This window comes from Fodinicola acaciae (assembly GCF_010993745.1).
GTDB classification, from domain to species: Bacteria; Actinomycetota; Actinomycetes; order Mycobacteriales; family HKI-0501; genus Fodinicola; species Fodinicola acaciae.
Window position 1 is genome coordinate 1377852 of sequence record NZ_WOTN01000002.1, and the last position, 16182, is coordinate 1394033.

Consider the following 16182-nt stretch of genomic DNA (forward strand, 5'->3'; position numbering starts at 1 on the left):
GATCGATCGATCATTTGTCATGCCGCGAGCGCTGTCAAGGCTGCTCGGCATAGCCGGGGTGCGCGACCTCGACGCGCATCCTGGCGATCGCGAGCAACTCGGCGACCAGCTCCGGCGTACGTCCGTCCAGCTCACCGGCGCGAATCGCGGCGCACAGCCCCGCCTCGTCAGGGAAACCGAGCCGGCCGAGCGCTTCGGCGTAGTCGGCTCGCGAGCCCTGCCGCAGCTCACGCTCCACGATCCCGAGCACGTTGCGCGCCACCCGCACTTGGAACTGCAGCGCACCGCCGGTCGCCGGCAGCACGTCGGCCTCAAGGAACTCGCGTACGGCCCGGACCAGCTCGTCCGCCGTGGGCCGGCCGTGCATCACGCGCCTCCGTCCAACAGCATGAGCAGGTCGTATTCCTGCTCGCAGACGCGCCGGCCGATCGCCGCCAGCTCGACCGAGCGAGTGGCGCCTTCGGTGTGCCGGCGCGCCATCGTCATGCACATGACGCCCCAGCGAAGCGTGCCGAAGACCAGCCACCAGTGGAAAGCCTCGCGGTCGACCGGCTCGCCGCTGACCCGCTCGTACGCGCCGAACAGCTCGTCGTACGAGCCGAAACCGCCGACCGGATGCGGCGATCCGAACCGCCACGCGCGTACGCACAGCCAGCCGAGGTCTTCCAGCGGATCGCCCCGATGCGCCAGCTCCCAGTCGAGCACCGCACGGATGCCGTCGCGGACGATCAGGTTGCCGTTGCGAAAGTCGCCGTGCACGACCACCTCGCGGCGCGCTGGCGGCGCCGGATGCGTACGCAACCAACGAAAACCCAGGTCCAGCGCGGCTCGCGGCTGGTCGCAGGCCAGGTATTGCTGCCAGGACTGGGAAAGCGGATCGGCCACCGGCACGATGCCTGGGTCGATCCGGTGGATGCGGGCCAGCAGTTCGCCGCATTGGCCCGCCAGACCCGAAACGTCGCCGCGCAGGATGCGTCGCGGGATCGTCTCCCCGTCGATGCGTTCCTGCACAAGGAAAGGCGAGCCGAGCGCGGCCGGGTCGGCCGACCAGGTGACGATCCTGGCCACCGGCACGCCGCCCTCGCCGGCCGCCGCGATGCAGGCCGCCTCCATCGGCATGTCGGCCAGGCCGGCCAGGTCAGGCGGCTCGATCCGGAGGATCAGCGGCCGCCTGGACCCGTCCGCCCGCACCGCGTCGAAAGCGTACGTGTGCATGTTCGCACCGGCGGACAGCCTGGTCAGGCCCTCGACCAGCGGGACGTCCAGGTGCTTGGCGAGCCGATCGGCGAGCTGCACGCGGCCTCCCTGGTAACTGATCGGTCGTTAGTTTAGGGTCTCGACATGGACTTCGCGATCCCGGCCGACCTCGCCGCGTTCCTGGCCGAGCTGGATGCGTTCGTCGAGCGGGAGATCCGGCCGCTGGAGCGGGAGAACATCCAGTATTTCGACCACCGGCGCGAATGGGCGCGCACCGACTGGGACAACGACGGCCTGCCGCGCCGCGCATGGGAGGACCTGCTCGGCGAGATGCGCCGCCGCGCCGACGCGGCCGGCTTTCTGCGCTATGCGTTGCCGGCCGAGCTCGGCGGCCGGGACGGCGGCAACCTGGGCATGGCGATCATCCGCGAGCATCTTGCGCACCAGGGTCTGGGGCTGCACAACGATCTGCAAAACGAGGCGTCGGTCGTCGGCAACTTCCCGCAGGCGCACATGCTGTTGCGACATGGCACACCGGAGCAACGAGCCGAGCTGCTCGAGCCGTCGCTGACCGGTGACGTGTCGATTGCTTTTGGCCTGACAGAGCCAACACATGGCAGCGACGCGACCTGGATGGAGACCACCGCCGAACGCCGCGGCGGTGACTTTGTCATCAATGGAGCCAAACGCTTCAACACCGGCGTGCATCGAGCCACGCACGACCTGATTTTCGCGCGTACGTCCGGAAAAGCCGGCGACGCGCGGGGGATCACCGCGTTCGTCGTGCCGACCAACACGCCTGGCTTCACACCGACGACGTACCACTGGACCTTCAACATGCCGACCGACCACGCCGAAGTCGAGCTGCGGGACGTACGCGTACCGGCCTCGGCGATCCTGGGCGCGGAAGGCGAAGGCCTGATGGTGGCGCAGACTTTCGTACACGAGAACCGGATCCGGCAGGCCGCCTCTGGTGTCGGCGCGGCGCAATACTGCATCGACGAGAGCGTCGCCTATGCGAAGGAGCGGACCGTCTTCGGCCGCTCGCTGTCGAGCCACCAGGCCATCCAGTGGCCGCTGGCCGAGCTGCACACCGACGCCGAGCTGGTGCGTACACTGGTGTACAAAACCGCTGCTCAGATGGACGATGTCGAGCATCCGGTGCAGGTGACCGACAAGGTCTCGATGTGCAACTATCGGGCCAACCGGCTGGTGTGTGAGGCCGCCGACCGCGCGATCCAGGTGCACGGCGGGATCGGCTACACGCGGCACAAACCCTTCGAGCACATCTATCGGCACCATCGCCGCTATCGGATCACCGAAGGCTCCGAGGAAGTGCAGATCCGCAAGGTCGCCGGCGTCCTCTTCGGCTTCGTCGGCTGAGCCGGCCACCGTGAGCGGACCGCTGGGCAACACGCTCGCGACAGCGACCGCAGGGATGCTTCGACGGCTCGTCCTGGGGCGCCGCGACTTGGGCTCCAACGCCGCCGCCGGCCCGTCAACGACGCTACGCCGCCGGATCTCATAGAACGTCTCGTGCGAGATGCCGCGCTCAGCACAGAAGGTCGTCAGACCCCGAAGCGCATCAGGCGGCCACTGCGTGACAACACGGCGATCCTCGCGGTGGTGTTGGTTTGTTTGGCGGTCCACCTGTTCGGTCTCAGTTGAACAGGTGGTAGGTATTTCGCAGCGGTTTCTGCTCGAAGTCCACGTACTGCGGTGGAATGAATTCCGGTACGCCGTTGACGATCCGGACTTGCCAGTCGCCGTGGTGGATCTGCCGGTGGTGAAATTCGCACAGCAGCACGCAATTGTCGATGGAGGTTTCACCTCCGTCGGCCCAGTGCCGCACGTGGTGTGCTTTCGTCCAGCGTACGGGTCGGGTGCAGCCGATCATCGCGCAGCCGCGGTCGCGGGCGATCAATGCTTTGCGCAGTTCATCGGTGACCAGCCGTTCGGTGCGGCCGACGTCCAAGGCTTCGCTTTGGGTGCCGAGCACGAGCGGGGTGATGTCGCAGTCGCACGCGAGCCTTCTGGCGGCTTCGGGGCTGATGACGGTGTTTTCGTACGCGCGGACCTGGCCGAGCTTGTCCCTGAGCATCTCCCACGACAAGGTGATGGTCAGGTGCGGGCGCTCGCGGCCCTGGATCGGCAGCTTCTCGCTGTTTCTCGGCGTCGGGTCCAACTGCGAGTCGGTCAGCTCGCCGCGGCGCACGGCCTCGCCGGCGTATTCCAACTGCACGCACCGACTCGCCTCGGTTGGGGAGAACTTCAGGAAATCCCCCAGGAACGCGGCGGTGTCGGCGTGCCCGAACTTCGTCGCGATCGTCTGGTCATCGGCGGCCCTCACTACCGCCAGAAGCGCGGCTTTGGCCGTACGCACCGCCTGCTCGGCAAAACCGCAACGCGGCCGCGAACTCCTCCTTACCCGACAGCAACAACGGGTCATCCGCCGGCTGAAATGAAGGAATGGTCATGGCATTAACGATACCCCATCGACCGACAAAACCAGACCGTCGGGGTCGCATGTTTCCGCTGCCGAACAACGTAAAATGCAGCGCGCGTTGAACGGCAATAGGCGCTACTACTACTACTACTACTACTACTACTCGACGGCGAGCGCTCTCCATATTTGCCGATCACGCGGACCGCGCGAGATCGGGTTCGGTTGCGGCGAGCCGGGACTGTGCCGGCTGGGTGACTTCTTCGGCCCAGTCACGGCGGGTCCATTGTGGGCGGGTACTGACGTGACGGTGGCGGGCTAGCGGCTCGATCCAGACGAAGATCGAGCAGGTCCGCCTCGTATGTACGCGGAGTCCTCTTTCGGGGATCGGCGGCCCAGTTGATTGACACGACGTATGCCGTTCTGGTTATATACGAGCATGAGCATTCGTGACATGGGAACGTTTGGCATGACGGCGGACGGGCGTTGTGCGCTGCGCTTCGAGCGCCAGCTCCGTCACTCGCCGGCCACAGTCTGGCGCGCACTGACCGAGACCGACCAGCTCCGGGCCTGGTTCGTGGACATCATCGACTATGACCGGCTGCGGCTCGATCTCACCCCCGGAGCCCAATTGGATTTCTATGTCAAGCCGGGTTTTGGCGACACAGAAGCGATCCGTGGTGAGATCGTACGCGCCGACCCGCCCCGGCTGCTGGAATTCACCTGGGACGGCGAGACGTTGTCATTCGAGCTGACGCCGGCCGGCGACGGATGCCTGCTCGTTTTCACGAATATCTTCGACGATCGCGATGCCGCCTCCGCTCTGGGTGCCGGTTGGCACGCCGGTCTGGACCGGTTGGACGCGTTGCTGGACGATCGCGCTGCCGATGGCGAGCCGATTGACGCACTCCAGCGCGAGTACGAGAGCGTGTTTCAAGCCTCGTAACGAAAAGCACCGATCCCTCCAGTCGGTAACTCGTTCACGAGACTCATTAATATGCCGTTAATCACCGCCGCAGGCAAGAGTGGCGGCGAGTGAAATCTCGCGTACCTCCGGTGTACAACGTTGTTGTCGCGCCGGAGGTACGCATTTTTTGTTTGTCGGGCCCCGTCAAATGGTTTGCCGGCCGCGGGGTCTTGTTTTCCCGATCCGCCGGCTGTAGAAAACCTTCCAGCACTCGCGGTGCGTTGTAGTTCATTTCCGATGGCGCCACCGGCGGCTCGACCGCCGGAAACCGGTTCGCGCGACGGCATTTCCTTCTGCGGTGACCAAACCGTGGATCCCACCTGGAAGGTTGACCATGACGAAGCGACATGTTCTGGCGGCTGGTGCTGCCCTGTTCCTGTGCCTGACGGCATTCCTCGCCGCGCCGGGGAGCGCGCAGGCGGCCACCGGACCGACGGCGGCGCAGCTGAAGGCGAAGACGACCGGCTGCCACCGGCAGGTGTCCAGCGGAAAGTACGCGCAGGATTCCGGCGGCTCGCGCAACATTCCGGTCTGCGCCTCCGGAAAGGCCATCTATTTCACCGCCGACCTGGACGTCGACTGCGACGGCCAGCGCAGTACGCAATGCAACAAGCAGACCGATCCGGACTATCAGCCGGACACCGCCTATCACCAGTCCAACGGTAAACCGCTCAACGCCGCCAAGCTGCCATACATCGTGCTGCCGGCGCCGAGCTCGATCTGGAACTTCACCAGGTCAGGCATCGGCGGCGCGACCGTCGCCGCTGTGGTCTACAAGAACAAGGTCGCCTACGCGGTGGTCGGCGACACCGGTCCGACCGGGATTATCGGCGAGGGATCATACAAACTCGCCAAGCAGCTCGGCATCAACCCCAGCCCGTCCCACGGCGGTGTCGGCGGCCGGGTCGTGACCTACATCCTTTTCCCGGGAGTCAAGGCAAGTCCGATCGAGTCCAGCTCGAGCGCGGTGTCCAAGGGCCAGACGGCGGCGAACGCCTTCGTCGGCTGAGAAGACCGCCGGGCCGGGTCGTAGGCGACCCGGCCCGGCCGGCATGACCTATTGGCGCATCAGCGCGAAAATCCCCCAGCCAAGATATTCGCGTTGATACCTCACATGCTGCAGCGGCGCAGAACGCAGCTCGGCGCGCAGAGAACCGGCCAGCTCGTCGTCGGGATTGTCGTCGAGCCAACGGCGTACGTTGAGCCAGTGCGCCGCCTCGTAGCGGTCCCAGCTGTCCTGGCTGGCGATCATCATCTCCACCAGGTCCCAGCCCAGCTCGCCAAACTGTCGCACCAAAGCCGGCAGCGACCGGAAGTCGTCGCGGCTGTTGGCATGGCAGGCGCGTACCGTCTCGGCGTCCGGCGGCGCGATCCGCCAGTACGGCTCGCCGATCAGCAGGATTCCGCCTGGCCTAAGGCTTCGTGCCAGCAGATCGATGGTGCCGGCGACGCCGCCGCCGATCCAGGTGGCGCCGAGACAGCATGCCACCTCGACCGGGGTGTCATGCACGTACGACCCGGCATCCGCGTGGACGAACGTCACGCGCTCGCCGACGCCGAGCTCGGCGGCACGTGCGGCCGCCGCGGCGAGAAACACCGTACTGATATCGACGCCGACCCCGGTGACGCCGTGATCGCGGGCCCAGGTCGACAGGAGTTCGCCCTTGCCGCAGGCCAGATCCAGCAGGCGAGTGCCGGGCGGCAGTGCGAGCGCGCGGCCGAGGGTGGCGAGCTTTTCCTCAGTGACCGGGTTCAGGACCCGGTGGCTGTGTTCGCGGATGGTGAAGCTGCGGTGCAGGTCCATTGTGGACAGTTCCTCTGCTGTTCGTGACGGACGGACGCGACTCGTACGGCACGAACATGCATCTAATGCACCTCACCAGATCGTCGGAGCCCTCACGTTAGGCCAGCCGCCGAGCCGGTGTCGAGCGAAATAGCACAAGGCCCGGGACAGCGGTCCCGGGCCTTGTGTGAGTTAGCTCACTCAGCCAACGACGGTGACGCCGGTGGCCTGCGGGCCCTTGGCTCCCTGGCCGATCTCGAAGCTCACGCGCTGGTTCTCCTCCAGGCTGCGGAAGCCGCTGGCCTGGATCTCGGAGAAGTGCACGAACACGTCCGATCCGCCGCCGTCCGGCGTGATGAACCCGAAGCCCTTGTCAGCGTTGAACCACTTGACGACGCCTTCAGCCATTTCTTCTTGCTGTCCTTCCCAGGTGGGGGCGGCTGCCGCACGTTACGGCTGCCGGGTCTATCAGTCGTCAGACGGGGACTTTTCCAACCTGGGAAAAACCGACGCCCGCAACATTGAATTGCGCGCGTGCACAACACGAACACAAAACCTCGCGACCGCACAAGAGTGAACCACAGTCAGCGGCCGCGCGCTACAGGTGGGGTGAGAAAACCCCCTCGCGACCGACTGTGACCTGGCCACGGCCACCGCGGGTGAGACGACGCCAGATCGGTTCAGCGCCGTACGCCCACCGGCCGCGTGTTATGTCCGGCTATGAGAAGAATCACGGTTCAGTCAACAAGTGAGGCTAGCCTAAGCCGACGGTCGTGAAGACGACCGTGCCGGCCTGGGGCGAGCTGACGCGGTCGGGGACCCCCTGACGAGGACCACCGGCCGGAACCGGTGCCGCCGCCGGTCTCGCAGGGCGGCGTCGTCGCGTACTCGCTGCGTACGCGACCGGACAGCTGATCGCCGCCTCGACCTTCACGGGGCTGTACGAGGCCGCCGAGACCGCCGTGTTCGCGGTGCTGACCGTGTCGACGCGGATCGGACTGCGGCGCGGTACGCGCGGCATCGAAGGCACCGGCCACGCGCTGCGCATCCTGCTGGTCCGGCGCGTGCTCGACGAGCGCGGGACGGCCACCGCCACGCAGACCGCGGGTGACCACCTGTCGACCTCCAGCGTGGACGCGGCCGGTGTCGGCATGGACAACAGCGGCGTATGCCGGATCCTGTCCACGATCGGCGCGCTGGAAGTCGCAGCGGCCGTCCTGCTGACGGTCTCGCTGCCGCTCGGACTGCTCGTCCTGCCGCCGTGGCTGCCGTTCATGAGCAAGCCCGCCGCGCCGGTCGCCAGGCGCGTACGTGCGCAGCGGAGCACTGCGGCGAAGACCAGCAGGGAAGCCGTCGACTACGTGCGGGGTTGGATGTCTCGGTCGATTGTCGCTTGCCGTTGATCCAGGGGAATTCGGCTGGCCGGTGCGCTCGCCGCCGCGAATTCCGGTCGTACGCTGGCTGTTGCGGATCGCCCTGCCGAGCTGCTCGGCCTGTCCGCGGTGCTGACCACCGGGTTTCTGCGGCTCGTACTCGCGGATCCGCCGATCGCCATCCTCGACGAGGCGACCGCCGATGCCGCCTTGGCTGGTCGTGCGGCGTTGATCGTCGCGCATCGCCTTACGCAGGCGGCAAAAGCCGACGAGGTCGTCGTACTTGTGGCTGGACGCATCGCAGAGCGCGGCACGCACGGCGAACTTGTCGCGCTCGGCGGCGAATACGCGCGGCTCTGGTCGGCCTGGTCGGCGGCGCGCCTGTGGCCTACTTGATCGCCGTCGCGTTCGGTGGCGAGGCGACGCCGCCGGTGATGTTCAACGGCTTGATCACCACCAGGCATTCGTACACCCGGTCCGACGCGCAGTCCTCGGCGAGCTCGTGCAGCCGCCACAGCTCACCGATCGGCAGCCCGAGCAGACCGAGGATGTTGGGATGCAGCATGCCGCCGGCCAGGTTTCCGGCGGTCGGTGAGTCGGCCGCCGCCGGCAACGCCTCCAGCGCGAGCGTGTCGGATCCGGCGATGGAGAAATGGTTGTCCCACAGCCATTCCAGCGTTTCGTTCCGCTGAGCCAGACCGGTCGACCGGATGCCGGCGCGTACGTCCTGGCGCGACTTTTCGGTCGGGTCGCTGACATACCAGTGCGTCCAGCCGGTGTGCAACAACAGGATGTCGCCCTGTCGTGGCGCGACGTTCTGCGCGGCCATCGCACCGTCCACATCGGACACCGGCAGGCGTTCGCCGGCGGCGTGGTCGATCGGCCGGCCGGCGGCCTCGCGATACGCGGCGACGTCGACCAGAAGGCCGCGGCCGACCACCGGCTTCTCGGCCCACCGATTGATGCCGAGATCCGGCGTGCCGACCTGGATTTTGTCCGCCGGCACGCCATCGTAGAAACCGTGCTCGCCGTGCCGGAAATGCCGGAGGCCGTCGAGCTGACTGGACACCTGCGGCCAGAAGTTGTCGATCCGGTCGTCGCGGTGGTCCGCGTGGTTGGACACGATCGTCTGGACTGGCGGCGTACGCCGCGCGAAAAACGGCGGATCGAAGGTGTCGAGCGGATAGTCGAGGTTGAAAACGGCACCGCGGCGGACCGTGCCGGCGGCGGCGATCACCTGCTCGGCGCCGGCCAGCTCGGCGGTGCCTCGCTCGCCGAACAGACCCCAGCTGGACGCCGGCGGTCCGTCGGTGCGGGCGAGCAGTTCGGCGTACGTTGGCAGCATCGATGGTCTCCTTCACGGGCTCGTAATGGTCTAGCGAGAGGATCGTATTTCCTGGTGGATCGTGTGGTAGGCATGATGGCATGAGGATCGCACCGCTTCCCGAGGATCTGATCGAGCTGACCGCGGCCTGGACCGGCGAGCGTTTTCCGGACGGCCGGCCGAAGGTCGCCGACCAGACGTTGCGCCAGCTCGCCAACGCGACCACCGAGCAGGCCTGGGACGTGCTGCGCAAACACGGTTTCCATCGGCAGTTCGCCGGCGGTTGGCGGCAGACCCATCCCGGTCGGGTGCTCGTCGGCCGCGCGGTGACGGCGCAGTTTCTGCCGCATCGTCCCGACTACGACGCTGCCGTCGTCGCCGCCGGCGCGCGCGAGGGTCATTTGGAAGGCGATCGGCAGAACTCGTGGATCATCGAGACGCTGCGGACCGGTGACGTGATGGTGTGCGACATTTTCGGCAAGGTCAAGGACGGCACGGTGATCGGCGACAACCTCGGCTCGGCGATCGCCGCGCGCACCGGCGTTGGTGCCGTCATCGACGGCGGCATCCGCGACCTGCAGGGACTGTCCGAGTTGGACAACGCCAACATTTTCTTCCGTGACAATGATCCGACCGCGATCGCCGATGTCACGCTGGCCGGCATCAACCTGCCGGTGCGGCTCGGCGAGGCGACGGTGCTGCCCGGTGACGTGATCCTTGGTACGCCGAGCGGCATCATGACCATTCCGCCGCAGCTGGCCGAGACGGTCGCGGTGGCCGCCGAGGACATCCGGATCCGCGACATCTTTGGAAAACTGCGACTCTCGCAGCGCACGTACACCTCGGCGCAGATCGACGTCGGCGTGTGGGCACCGGAGATCGAGGCCGATTTCCAGGACTGGCTCACGAAGAGATAGGCGCGGTCCCCACGTAGACGCCGGAGGGCCGGAAGCGCAGCGGTTCCTCGGCGTATTCCTCGATCGCGTGCGCCGTCCAGCCAATCAGCCGCGCAGTGGCGAAAATCGCCTCGCCGGCGTCGGAACGCATGTCAAAAGCGTGCATCATGGCGCCGAGCGCGACGTCGACATTGGCGAACGTCTCCGGTCTCGCGTCGCGGATGTCGGCCACCGCACCGGAAACGGCGCGCGCCGACCGGTGCCGCACGTCGGCGAGCATGTCCAACAACAGGTCCGCGCGCGGATCGCGGCGCGTATAGACGCGGTGACCGAAGCCAGGCAGCGGACGGCCGGTGCGCAGGTGGTTGGAAAGCGCGGCCAGCGGGTTTTCGACCGCCTCGGCCAGAAACCGGTAGGCCAGCGTGCTCACGGTGCCGTGCAACTGGCCGTCGAAGGCGCCGAGCCCGGCTGAAAGCGCGGCGTAGAGATTGGCGCGGCTGCTGGCGGCGACGCGTACGGCCAGCGTCGACACCGCGAGATCGTGGTCCGCCAACAGAATCAGTGCGGCGCGCAGGATCGCGACACAGGCCGGATGCGCCGGATGTGTGGTCAACCGCGACCACAATGCCGTGACGAAGTCGCCGTTGAGCGGCGCTTCCGTTGGCAGAGCGGCCACGACGCAGCCGACGAGAGAGCGTGCGATGCGTACGGAGGTGCCTGCGGACAGGTCGAAACGCAGCGGGTCGAGTGCGCCGAGCACGTCCATCGAGAGCCGGATCCGATCGACCAGGCGAGCATCCGCCGGCAATGCGGCACACGCGCGTACGACCGCCGCGACCGGCGACACCGGGAATGGCTCCGCGGTGGTGAAATCTCCGGTCCAGAGGCCGGCGGCGACCGCCTCGACGGAGGACGTACGCGCCAGGTCCGTGGCGTCTTTGCCACGGTAGTAAAGAGAATCGCCGTCCAGCAGCGTGACGGCCGTGCGGATCCTTTCCACCGCACCGGCCGGTCGCTGCTCGCGACCACGGCTGGCCAGCCGGTCGACCTCGGCGGCGGCGAACCGGCTGCCGCGCCGGCCGGTGCCACGGATGCTGGTCAGCAGGCCGCGGCTGACGTACGCGTACACCGTCTCGGGTTTCACCCCGAGCCGTCGAGCGACCTGCTCGGTGCTCAGGTATGGCCCTTCGTCCACGTGGCCTCCATGTTGATTGAATCAATATTGACAATACTTGATGCGGCTATCGAGAGTGGAGGTGGACAAGGAGGCGACACATGTCACTGGTCAGCGATCCGGTCACCCCGATCGAGGTGCCGCGCGGACTGAAGAACGTCGTCGTGACCGAGACCCAGCTCGGCGACGTGCGTGGCGGTGAGGGTTTCTACCACTACCGCCAGTATTCGGCGATCGAACTCGCCGAACGAAAATCGTTGGAGGACGTGTGGTATCTGTTCACGTACGGACAGTTGCCAGACAGTCGGCAGCTCGCGGAGTTTCGTACGACCGTCGCACCGCTGCGGCGGCTGCCCGACGAGGTGCGATCAGTGCTGCGCTCGATCGCGCTCGCTGGCGCGACCTTCCAGCCGCTTGCCGGCCTGCGTACGGCATTGTCGCTGATCGGCGCGGCGCGCGGCCTGAAACCGGTCTATGACCTCGATCCGGCGCAGCGGCAGGCGGACGCGCTGCTGGTGAGCGCCGTCACACCGACGGTTTTGGCCGCGTTGTACCGGATCCGCCAGGGACAGGAGCCGGTCGAGCCGCGGGAGGATCTGTCAGCGGCGGCAAACTGGCTCTACATGGTCAGCGCAGCGGTGCCGGACGACCGTAAGGTCGAGGCGATCGAGCGATATCTGGTGTCGACCGTCGACCACGGTTTCAACGCGTCCACCTTCACCGCGCGAGTGGTGGCCTCGACCGGCGCGGACGTGGTGGCAGCGGTCGCCGCCGCGATCGGCTCGTTTTCCGGTCCGCTGCACGGTGGCGCGCCGGATCGCGCACTGGAGGCATTGGACGCCATCGGCACGCCGGAGCGTACGGATGCCTGGGTCCGCGCGGAAATCCTCGCCGGCCGGCGGATCATGGGGTTTGGCCACCCCGTCTACCAGACCGAGGACCCGCGCGCCAGGATGCTGCGGGGGATCGCGCAGGACCTCGGCGGCGAGCTGGTCGATTTCGCCGTACAGGTCGAGCGGCGGGTCATCGCGGTGCTGGCCGAGCTCAAACCTGGACGCGAACTGCCGGTGAACGTGGAGTTCTATGCCGGTGTGGTCATGGAGTTGTGCGGCCTGCCGCGATCGATGTTCACACCGACGTTCGCCGCGAGCCGGGTCATCGGCTGGTGCGCGAACATCCTGGAGCAGGCCGCCGACCGTAAGATCATCCGGCCTATCGCGCGTTACGCGGGTCCACCGGCGCCGCAGCCGGTGCGGTGATTTTTCGGCAAGCCGCAACCTGACCGGGGTCCCGACGTGTCGTATTCATGTGATCGGGCTTTTCCTCATCGCCGTCGTCGCCGTGGAGGCTGCCGCCGTGGCGCGCCTGCACGGCTGGCGTGGTGCGGCGGCGGTGGTGCGACTGTCCGTGCTGATGGCTGCCGTCGTTTTCGTCGGCACGGCACTGTTGTCGTGGCCGCGGCTGCTCGGCACGCCGGCGATGTCGCTGGCATGGCTCGCCGCGGCCGTTGGCCTGGCCGGATATTTGGCCTGGCGTAGGCAGTTTTCCCGGCCGCGCGAGCTGCCGGCAAGATTGCGCGGCTGGTATGCGCGACTCACCTTCGCGGAGAGGTTCGGCGGCGGATTCCTGCTGCTCCTGCTGCTCGCCGAGCTGGTGTCTGCGCTGATCAGATGGCCGACCGGCATCGACGCGCTGGCGTATCACCTGCCGAGGATCGAGCACTGGCGAGTGGATCATTCGATCGCGCCGTATCCGGCCGGCATCGTCCGCCAGGTGCTTTTGGCGCCGGGTGCGGAATATCTCATGTTGGCCGTACGGTTGTTGGCAGACTCACCGCGTTATGCGGCGTTGGTCACCTGGCTGGCCACTGCTGGCACGGCGGTCGTCCTGCATCGGGTGGCCGGTCAGCTCGGCTGCGGCCGCGCCGGCCGGATGGTCGCCGCGGTGGTCGGCTCGACCGTACCGATGTTGGTGGTGCAGGCTTCCAGCACCCTGAACGATCCGGTGCTGGCGTTTTTCCTGCTGTGCTTCGTCAGCCTGGTGTTGGAGCTGCGAAACGGCGGCGGTGGCTGGCGGCTCGCGGCGATGACCGGTCTCGCACTCGGTGCCGCTGTCGTCACCAAGACGACCGCTTTCCCTATCCTGCTGGGATTCGGTCTCTGGTGGAGCTGGCTGTTGGTCCGGCGCGGTTGGCGGGGGATTGCCGCGGGTGCGCTCGCCGGCACGCTGGTGGTGGCGATTTTGGCGCCGTTCATGGCGATGACCGCGGCCGTCTTCGGGTCACCGCTCGGCTCGGGGAGATATGTGACCGAGGCGGTCATGCGCGAGCACGATCCGCTGAACATCGCGGTGAACGTGGCGAAGTTCGCCGCCACCGAAATGGTCACGTCCAATGCCTCGCAGCAAAACGCGGTCTGCCGTGGCGTTGACTTCATGGCGAAGACCACCGGTGTGCCGTTGGACAATCCGAAAACGGCGTTCTTCGGCGATGACTTCAGTTGTGACTACGGACTGACGGAGATGGTCGCGCCGTCGCCGGTACAGTTCACCATGGTCGCCGCCGCGGTGGTGGCGCTGGTCTGTTTCGGACTCGCCGCTCAACGGGCGTACGCGTTGGCGGTGTTGGTGTCCGGCCTCGCGATCGGCGCGGCGTTGGCGTACCAGTCATGGATCACGCGCCTGCTCATGCCGGCGCTCGTACTGGCCGCTCCGCTCGCGCCGGTCGCGGTCAGCCGGCTCGCCGCGATGTGGCCGTGGGTCAGGGAAAACCGCGCCGCGATCGGTGGAGCGATGGTGGTGTGTGCCGTTCTCGCCGGCACCGAAGCGGTGGTGTTCGGCGCACCTCGGCCGTTGATGGACGCGCCAGGCCTGATGTCCGGGCCGATGTCCACGCCCGCCGGCCAGATGATCTACAACGCCCCGGCCGTACGCGACGCCATCGAGCAGTTGCGCGCGACCAAGCCGAAAACCGTCGGTCTCGTCCAATATGAGAACAGTCCGGAGTTCGCGATCTGGCAGCTGTTGGGTGCGACCGAGGACAAGGTGCGGATCGTCAACGTGCGCAGCGCGGTCCCCGGATTGCGCGCGGACGCCAGTGATGTCGACGCGGTGCTATGTGTTGCCGGCCGCGATCCCGCCGAATGCGGTGACGTGTTTCCGGCCGGTTGGCGGAAAACTGTTTACAGTACGCCGAAATCGGCCGTCGTCGCCGTGGTCGCGCTGCCGTACGGCCCCAGAGCCTCGTCGAGCTGATGCTGGGTTCGGTGGTCCTCACCTCGCGGTCTCGCGCCGGGGTGCGCCGCGCTGATGGATGCGCGCGACCTGACCAGCCCACCGACACCACACGCTCCAGATCACCGGCGCTGGCTGGCCGCCTGCCTACGCCTCATGCAGAGCTCCATGCCGGGCCGCACATCCGAGACCGGCCGACCATTTCCCTTCCACTTCGGAAGCGGCTACAACAACACCCAAGCGACGCCGAAGGTTTTGGAAACCCCCGTAGAACCTCGTCGAACCTCGTCGAACTGATGCTGCGATCACCGCCATCTCGAGGCCAGTTTTCTCGCGCCTGGGTGAAAACACTTATCCACAGATGTGTGTGGTGGCGTGGTTTTGTGGGTGTGGCCGGTATTATTGGAGGCATGACCACTCCTTCCGCCACCACCGCACCAGTCGGTGACCCATGGCCGGAAGAAGACCCGAACGTGCTCGCCGCGATGCTGTGCGACGCCGAACGCGAATATCGCAAGGCCGCCGCGCGGGTGTTGAATATCGTCAAGGCGATCGACCATAAAAAAGGCGCACGAGAAGCTGCAGGCCAAAACGACGCAGCAGCTGCTGGAAGATCATTTGTTGCTCTCGCAGGCCGAGGCTCGTCGCCGGGTGCAGCACGCTCGGATGTTCTGTCCCAACATGGCGCTGACCGGTGAAATGTTGGCACCAAAGCTGGACATCGCCGCCGAAGCGATGCGCCGCGGCGATCTGGCCGATTCTCAGTTGGACGCCATTCGTACGGTCATCACCAAGCTGCCGGCGCATGTGGACTATCAGCAGCGCCGCGAGGCCGAGGCGGCGATGGTCGAGGGCGCCAAGCACATGGACGCCGGCCGGCTCTACCGCCTCGGCACCCGCTTGCACGCCTACCTGGATCCCGACGGCGCCGCACCCTCAGACAAGGAAGACGCGAATCCGCGCCGCGAGTTGCATCTGCACACCGGCCGCGACGGCCGCCTCGCGTTGCGCGGCATCCTCGACGCCGAGACCGGCTCCCTGCTGCAGGAAGTGTTGTCGCCGTTGGCCAAACCAGAAGGCGAGGACGGTAAGCCCGATCCTCGGTCAGCTGCCGAGCGTAACGGTGACGCGCTGGCCGATATTCTCAATCTGGTGGCTGATGCGGGGAAGTTGCCGATCCAGGGCGCGAAGCGGCCGCACCTGACGGTGACGATCTCGTGGGAGATGCTGCGCGACTGTCTGGGTGTGGCGCGCGCGTACGAAGGCCTGACCATCAGCCCGGAAACCGCCCGGCGCTTGGCCTGCGACGCGGACATTATTCCGGTCATCCTCAACTCCGAAGGCGTACCACTGGACGTCGGCCGCAAGGAACGGCTGGCCGGTCCAGAGTTGCGGAAAGCGTTGATCGCACGGGACAAAGGTTGTACGCGGCCCGTCCGGCACACGCGGTCGCATCACATTGTGTCGTGGGTGGATGGTGGCACCACGTGCCTGGAAAATTGCGTGTTGCTCTGCGACCGGCACCACCGCGAAATTCACCATACCGACTGGACCATACGGATGAACAACGGCCACCCCGAGTTCATCCCACCACTCGATATGGACTACGAGCAAAAGCCGCTCCGAAATACCTATCACCTGTACGGCTGAACCGAACAGGTGGACCACCAACCAACCACACAAACGCTCGCTCCTCGCCCAGCAACCCAGAAAGCCGGGACGAGGAACAAGCGCGTCGATCAACGACGAAGAAGATCGAGATGTACCGGAGACCTCGTGGCCAGCGCAGCGGTG

The 16182-nt window shown here is 66.6% G+C and carries 16 protein-coding genes and 2 pseudogenes; 10 read left to right on the plus strand and 8 right to left on the minus strand.

Annotated elements, in window-relative coordinates:
* Positions 1-34: 34 nt before the first annotated feature.
* Complete coding sequence (locus tag GNX95_RS42600; protein ID WP_163509221.1) at positions 35-367, minus strand: DUF6285 domain-containing protein; 333 nt, start codon at positions 365-367, stop codon at positions 35-37.
* Positions 367-1296 carry a phosphotransferase family protein gene (locus tag GNX95_RS21690; protein ID WP_246281695.1) on the minus strand — a complete coding sequence of 310 codons (930 nt, stop codon included), beginning with the start codon at positions 1294-1296 and terminating at the stop codon, positions 367-369. Before GNX95_RS21690 ends, GNX95_RS42600 begins: the two co-directional genes overlap by 1 nt.
* Before the next feature lie 45 nt (positions 1297-1341).
* Here GNX95_RS21690 and GNX95_RS21695 point away from each other — a divergent pair, with 45 nt between their 5' ends.
* Positions 1342-2580: an acyl-CoA dehydrogenase family protein gene (locus tag GNX95_RS21695; protein WP_163509222.1), complete on the plus strand. Its 1239-nt coding sequence runs from the start codon at positions 1342-1344 to the stop codon at positions 2578-2580.
* Between the two features lie 72 nt (positions 2581-2652).
* Here the strand turns inward: GNX95_RS21695 and GNX95_RS44365 are convergent.
* Positions 2653-2847 (minus strand): annotated as a pseudogene (locus GNX95_RS44365) (hypothetical protein); the annotation flags it as partial.
* A 10-nt stretch (positions 2848-2857) separates the two neighbouring features.
* A complete protein-coding gene (locus tag GNX95_RS21700; protein ID WP_163509223.1) occupies positions 2858-3580 on the minus strand; it encodes an HNH endonuclease signature motif containing protein in 723 nt (240 codons plus the stop codon).
* 499 nt (positions 3581-4079) lie between these two features.
* Between GNX95_RS21700 and GNX95_RS21705 the strand changes: the two genes are divergently transcribed.
* Positions 4080-4586: an SRPBCC domain-containing protein gene (locus GNX95_RS21705; protein WP_222853806.1), complete on the plus strand. Its 507-nt coding sequence runs from the start codon at positions 4080-4082 to the stop codon at positions 4584-4586.
* A 355-nt stretch (positions 4587-4941) separates the two neighbouring features.
* Positions 4942-5616, plus strand: a complete 675-nt coding sequence (locus GNX95_RS21710) for a glycoside hydrolase family 75 protein (protein ID WP_163509224.1) — start codon at positions 4942-4944, stop codon at positions 5614-5616.
* Positions 5617-5664: 48 nt separating this feature from the next.
* Here the strand turns inward: GNX95_RS21710 and GNX95_RS21715 are convergent, their stop codons facing one another.
* Together GNX95_RS21715 and GNX95_RS21720 are read right to left on the minus strand one after the other, a co-directional pair.
* Positions 5665-6411, minus strand: coding sequence for an SAM-dependent methyltransferase (locus GNX95_RS21715; protein ID WP_163509225.1), 747 nt, complete (start codon positions 6409-6411; stop codon positions 5665-5667).
* A gap of 180 nt (positions 6412-6591) precedes the next feature.
* Positions 6592-6798 carry a cold-shock protein gene (locus GNX95_RS21720; protein ID WP_163509226.1) on the minus strand — a complete coding sequence of 69 codons (207 nt, stop codon included), beginning with the start codon at positions 6796-6798 and terminating at the stop codon, positions 6592-6594.
* A 554-nt stretch (positions 6799-7352) separates the two neighbouring features.
* Between GNX95_RS21720 and GNX95_RS21725 the strand changes: the two genes are divergently transcribed.
* Together GNX95_RS21725 and GNX95_RS21730 are read left to right on the plus strand one after the other, a co-directional pair.
* Complete coding sequence (locus tag GNX95_RS21725) at positions 7353-7793, plus strand: hypothetical protein (protein WP_163509227.1); 441 nt, start codon at positions 7353-7355, stop codon at positions 7791-7793.
* A gap of 120 nt (positions 7794-7913) precedes the next feature.
* Positions 7914-8159, plus strand: a pseudogene (locus GNX95_RS21730) (ABC transporter ATP-binding protein); the annotation flags it as partial.
* Here GNX95_RS21730 and GNX95_RS21735 read toward each other — a convergent pair.
* Positions 8152-9108 carry a cyclase family protein gene (locus GNX95_RS21735; RefSeq protein ID WP_163509228.1) on the minus strand — a complete coding sequence of 319 codons (957 nt, stop codon included), beginning with the start codon at positions 9106-9108 and terminating at the stop codon, positions 8152-8154. The pseudogene GNX95_RS21730 and the gene GNX95_RS21735 sit on opposite strands and share 8 nt — an antisense overlap.
* An 80-nt stretch (positions 9109-9188) precedes the next feature.
* On the opposite strand from GNX95_RS21735, the gene GNX95_RS21740 reads away from it, so the two are divergent.
* Entirely contained in the window at positions 9189-10004 is an 816-nt protein-coding gene (locus GNX95_RS21740; protein WP_163509229.1) for an RraA family protein, read from the plus strand.
* On the opposite strand, the gene GNX95_RS21745 is transcribed toward GNX95_RS21740, so the two are convergent.
* Positions 9991-11178, minus strand: coding sequence for a citrate synthase (locus tag GNX95_RS21745; protein WP_163509230.1), 1188 nt, complete (start codon positions 11176-11178; stop codon positions 9991-9993). The two genes, GNX95_RS21740 and GNX95_RS21745, sit on opposite strands and share 14 nt — an antisense overlap.
* Before the next feature lie 80 nt (positions 11179-11258).
* Here GNX95_RS21745 and GNX95_RS21750 point away from each other — a divergent pair, with 80 nt between their 5' ends.
* From GNX95_RS21750 to GNX95_RS21765, 4 genes are all read left to right on the plus strand, one after another.
* Positions 11259-12416 (plus strand): citrate/2-methylcitrate synthase, encoded by a 1158-nt coding sequence (locus GNX95_RS21750; RefSeq protein WP_163509231.1) that lies wholly within the window; start codon positions 11259-11261, stop codon positions 12414-12416.
* Positions 12417-12465: 49 nt separating this feature from the next.
* Positions 12466-14409: an ArnT family glycosyltransferase gene (locus GNX95_RS21755; protein ID WP_163509232.1), complete on the plus strand. Its 1944-nt coding sequence runs from the start codon at positions 12466-12468 to the stop codon at positions 14407-14409.
* Between the two features lie 389 nt (positions 14410-14798).
* Positions 14799-15086: a hypothetical protein gene (locus GNX95_RS21760; protein WP_163509233.1), complete on the plus strand. Its 288-nt coding sequence runs from the start codon at positions 14799-14801 to the stop codon at positions 15084-15086.
* A complete protein-coding gene (locus tag GNX95_RS21765) occupies positions 15010-16038 on the plus strand; it encodes an HNH endonuclease (RefSeq protein WP_246281696.1) in 1029 nt (342 codons plus the stop codon). The genes GNX95_RS21760 and GNX95_RS21765 overlap by 77 nt, the downstream gene beginning before the upstream one ends.
* Positions 16039-16182: the final 144 nt, after the last annotated feature.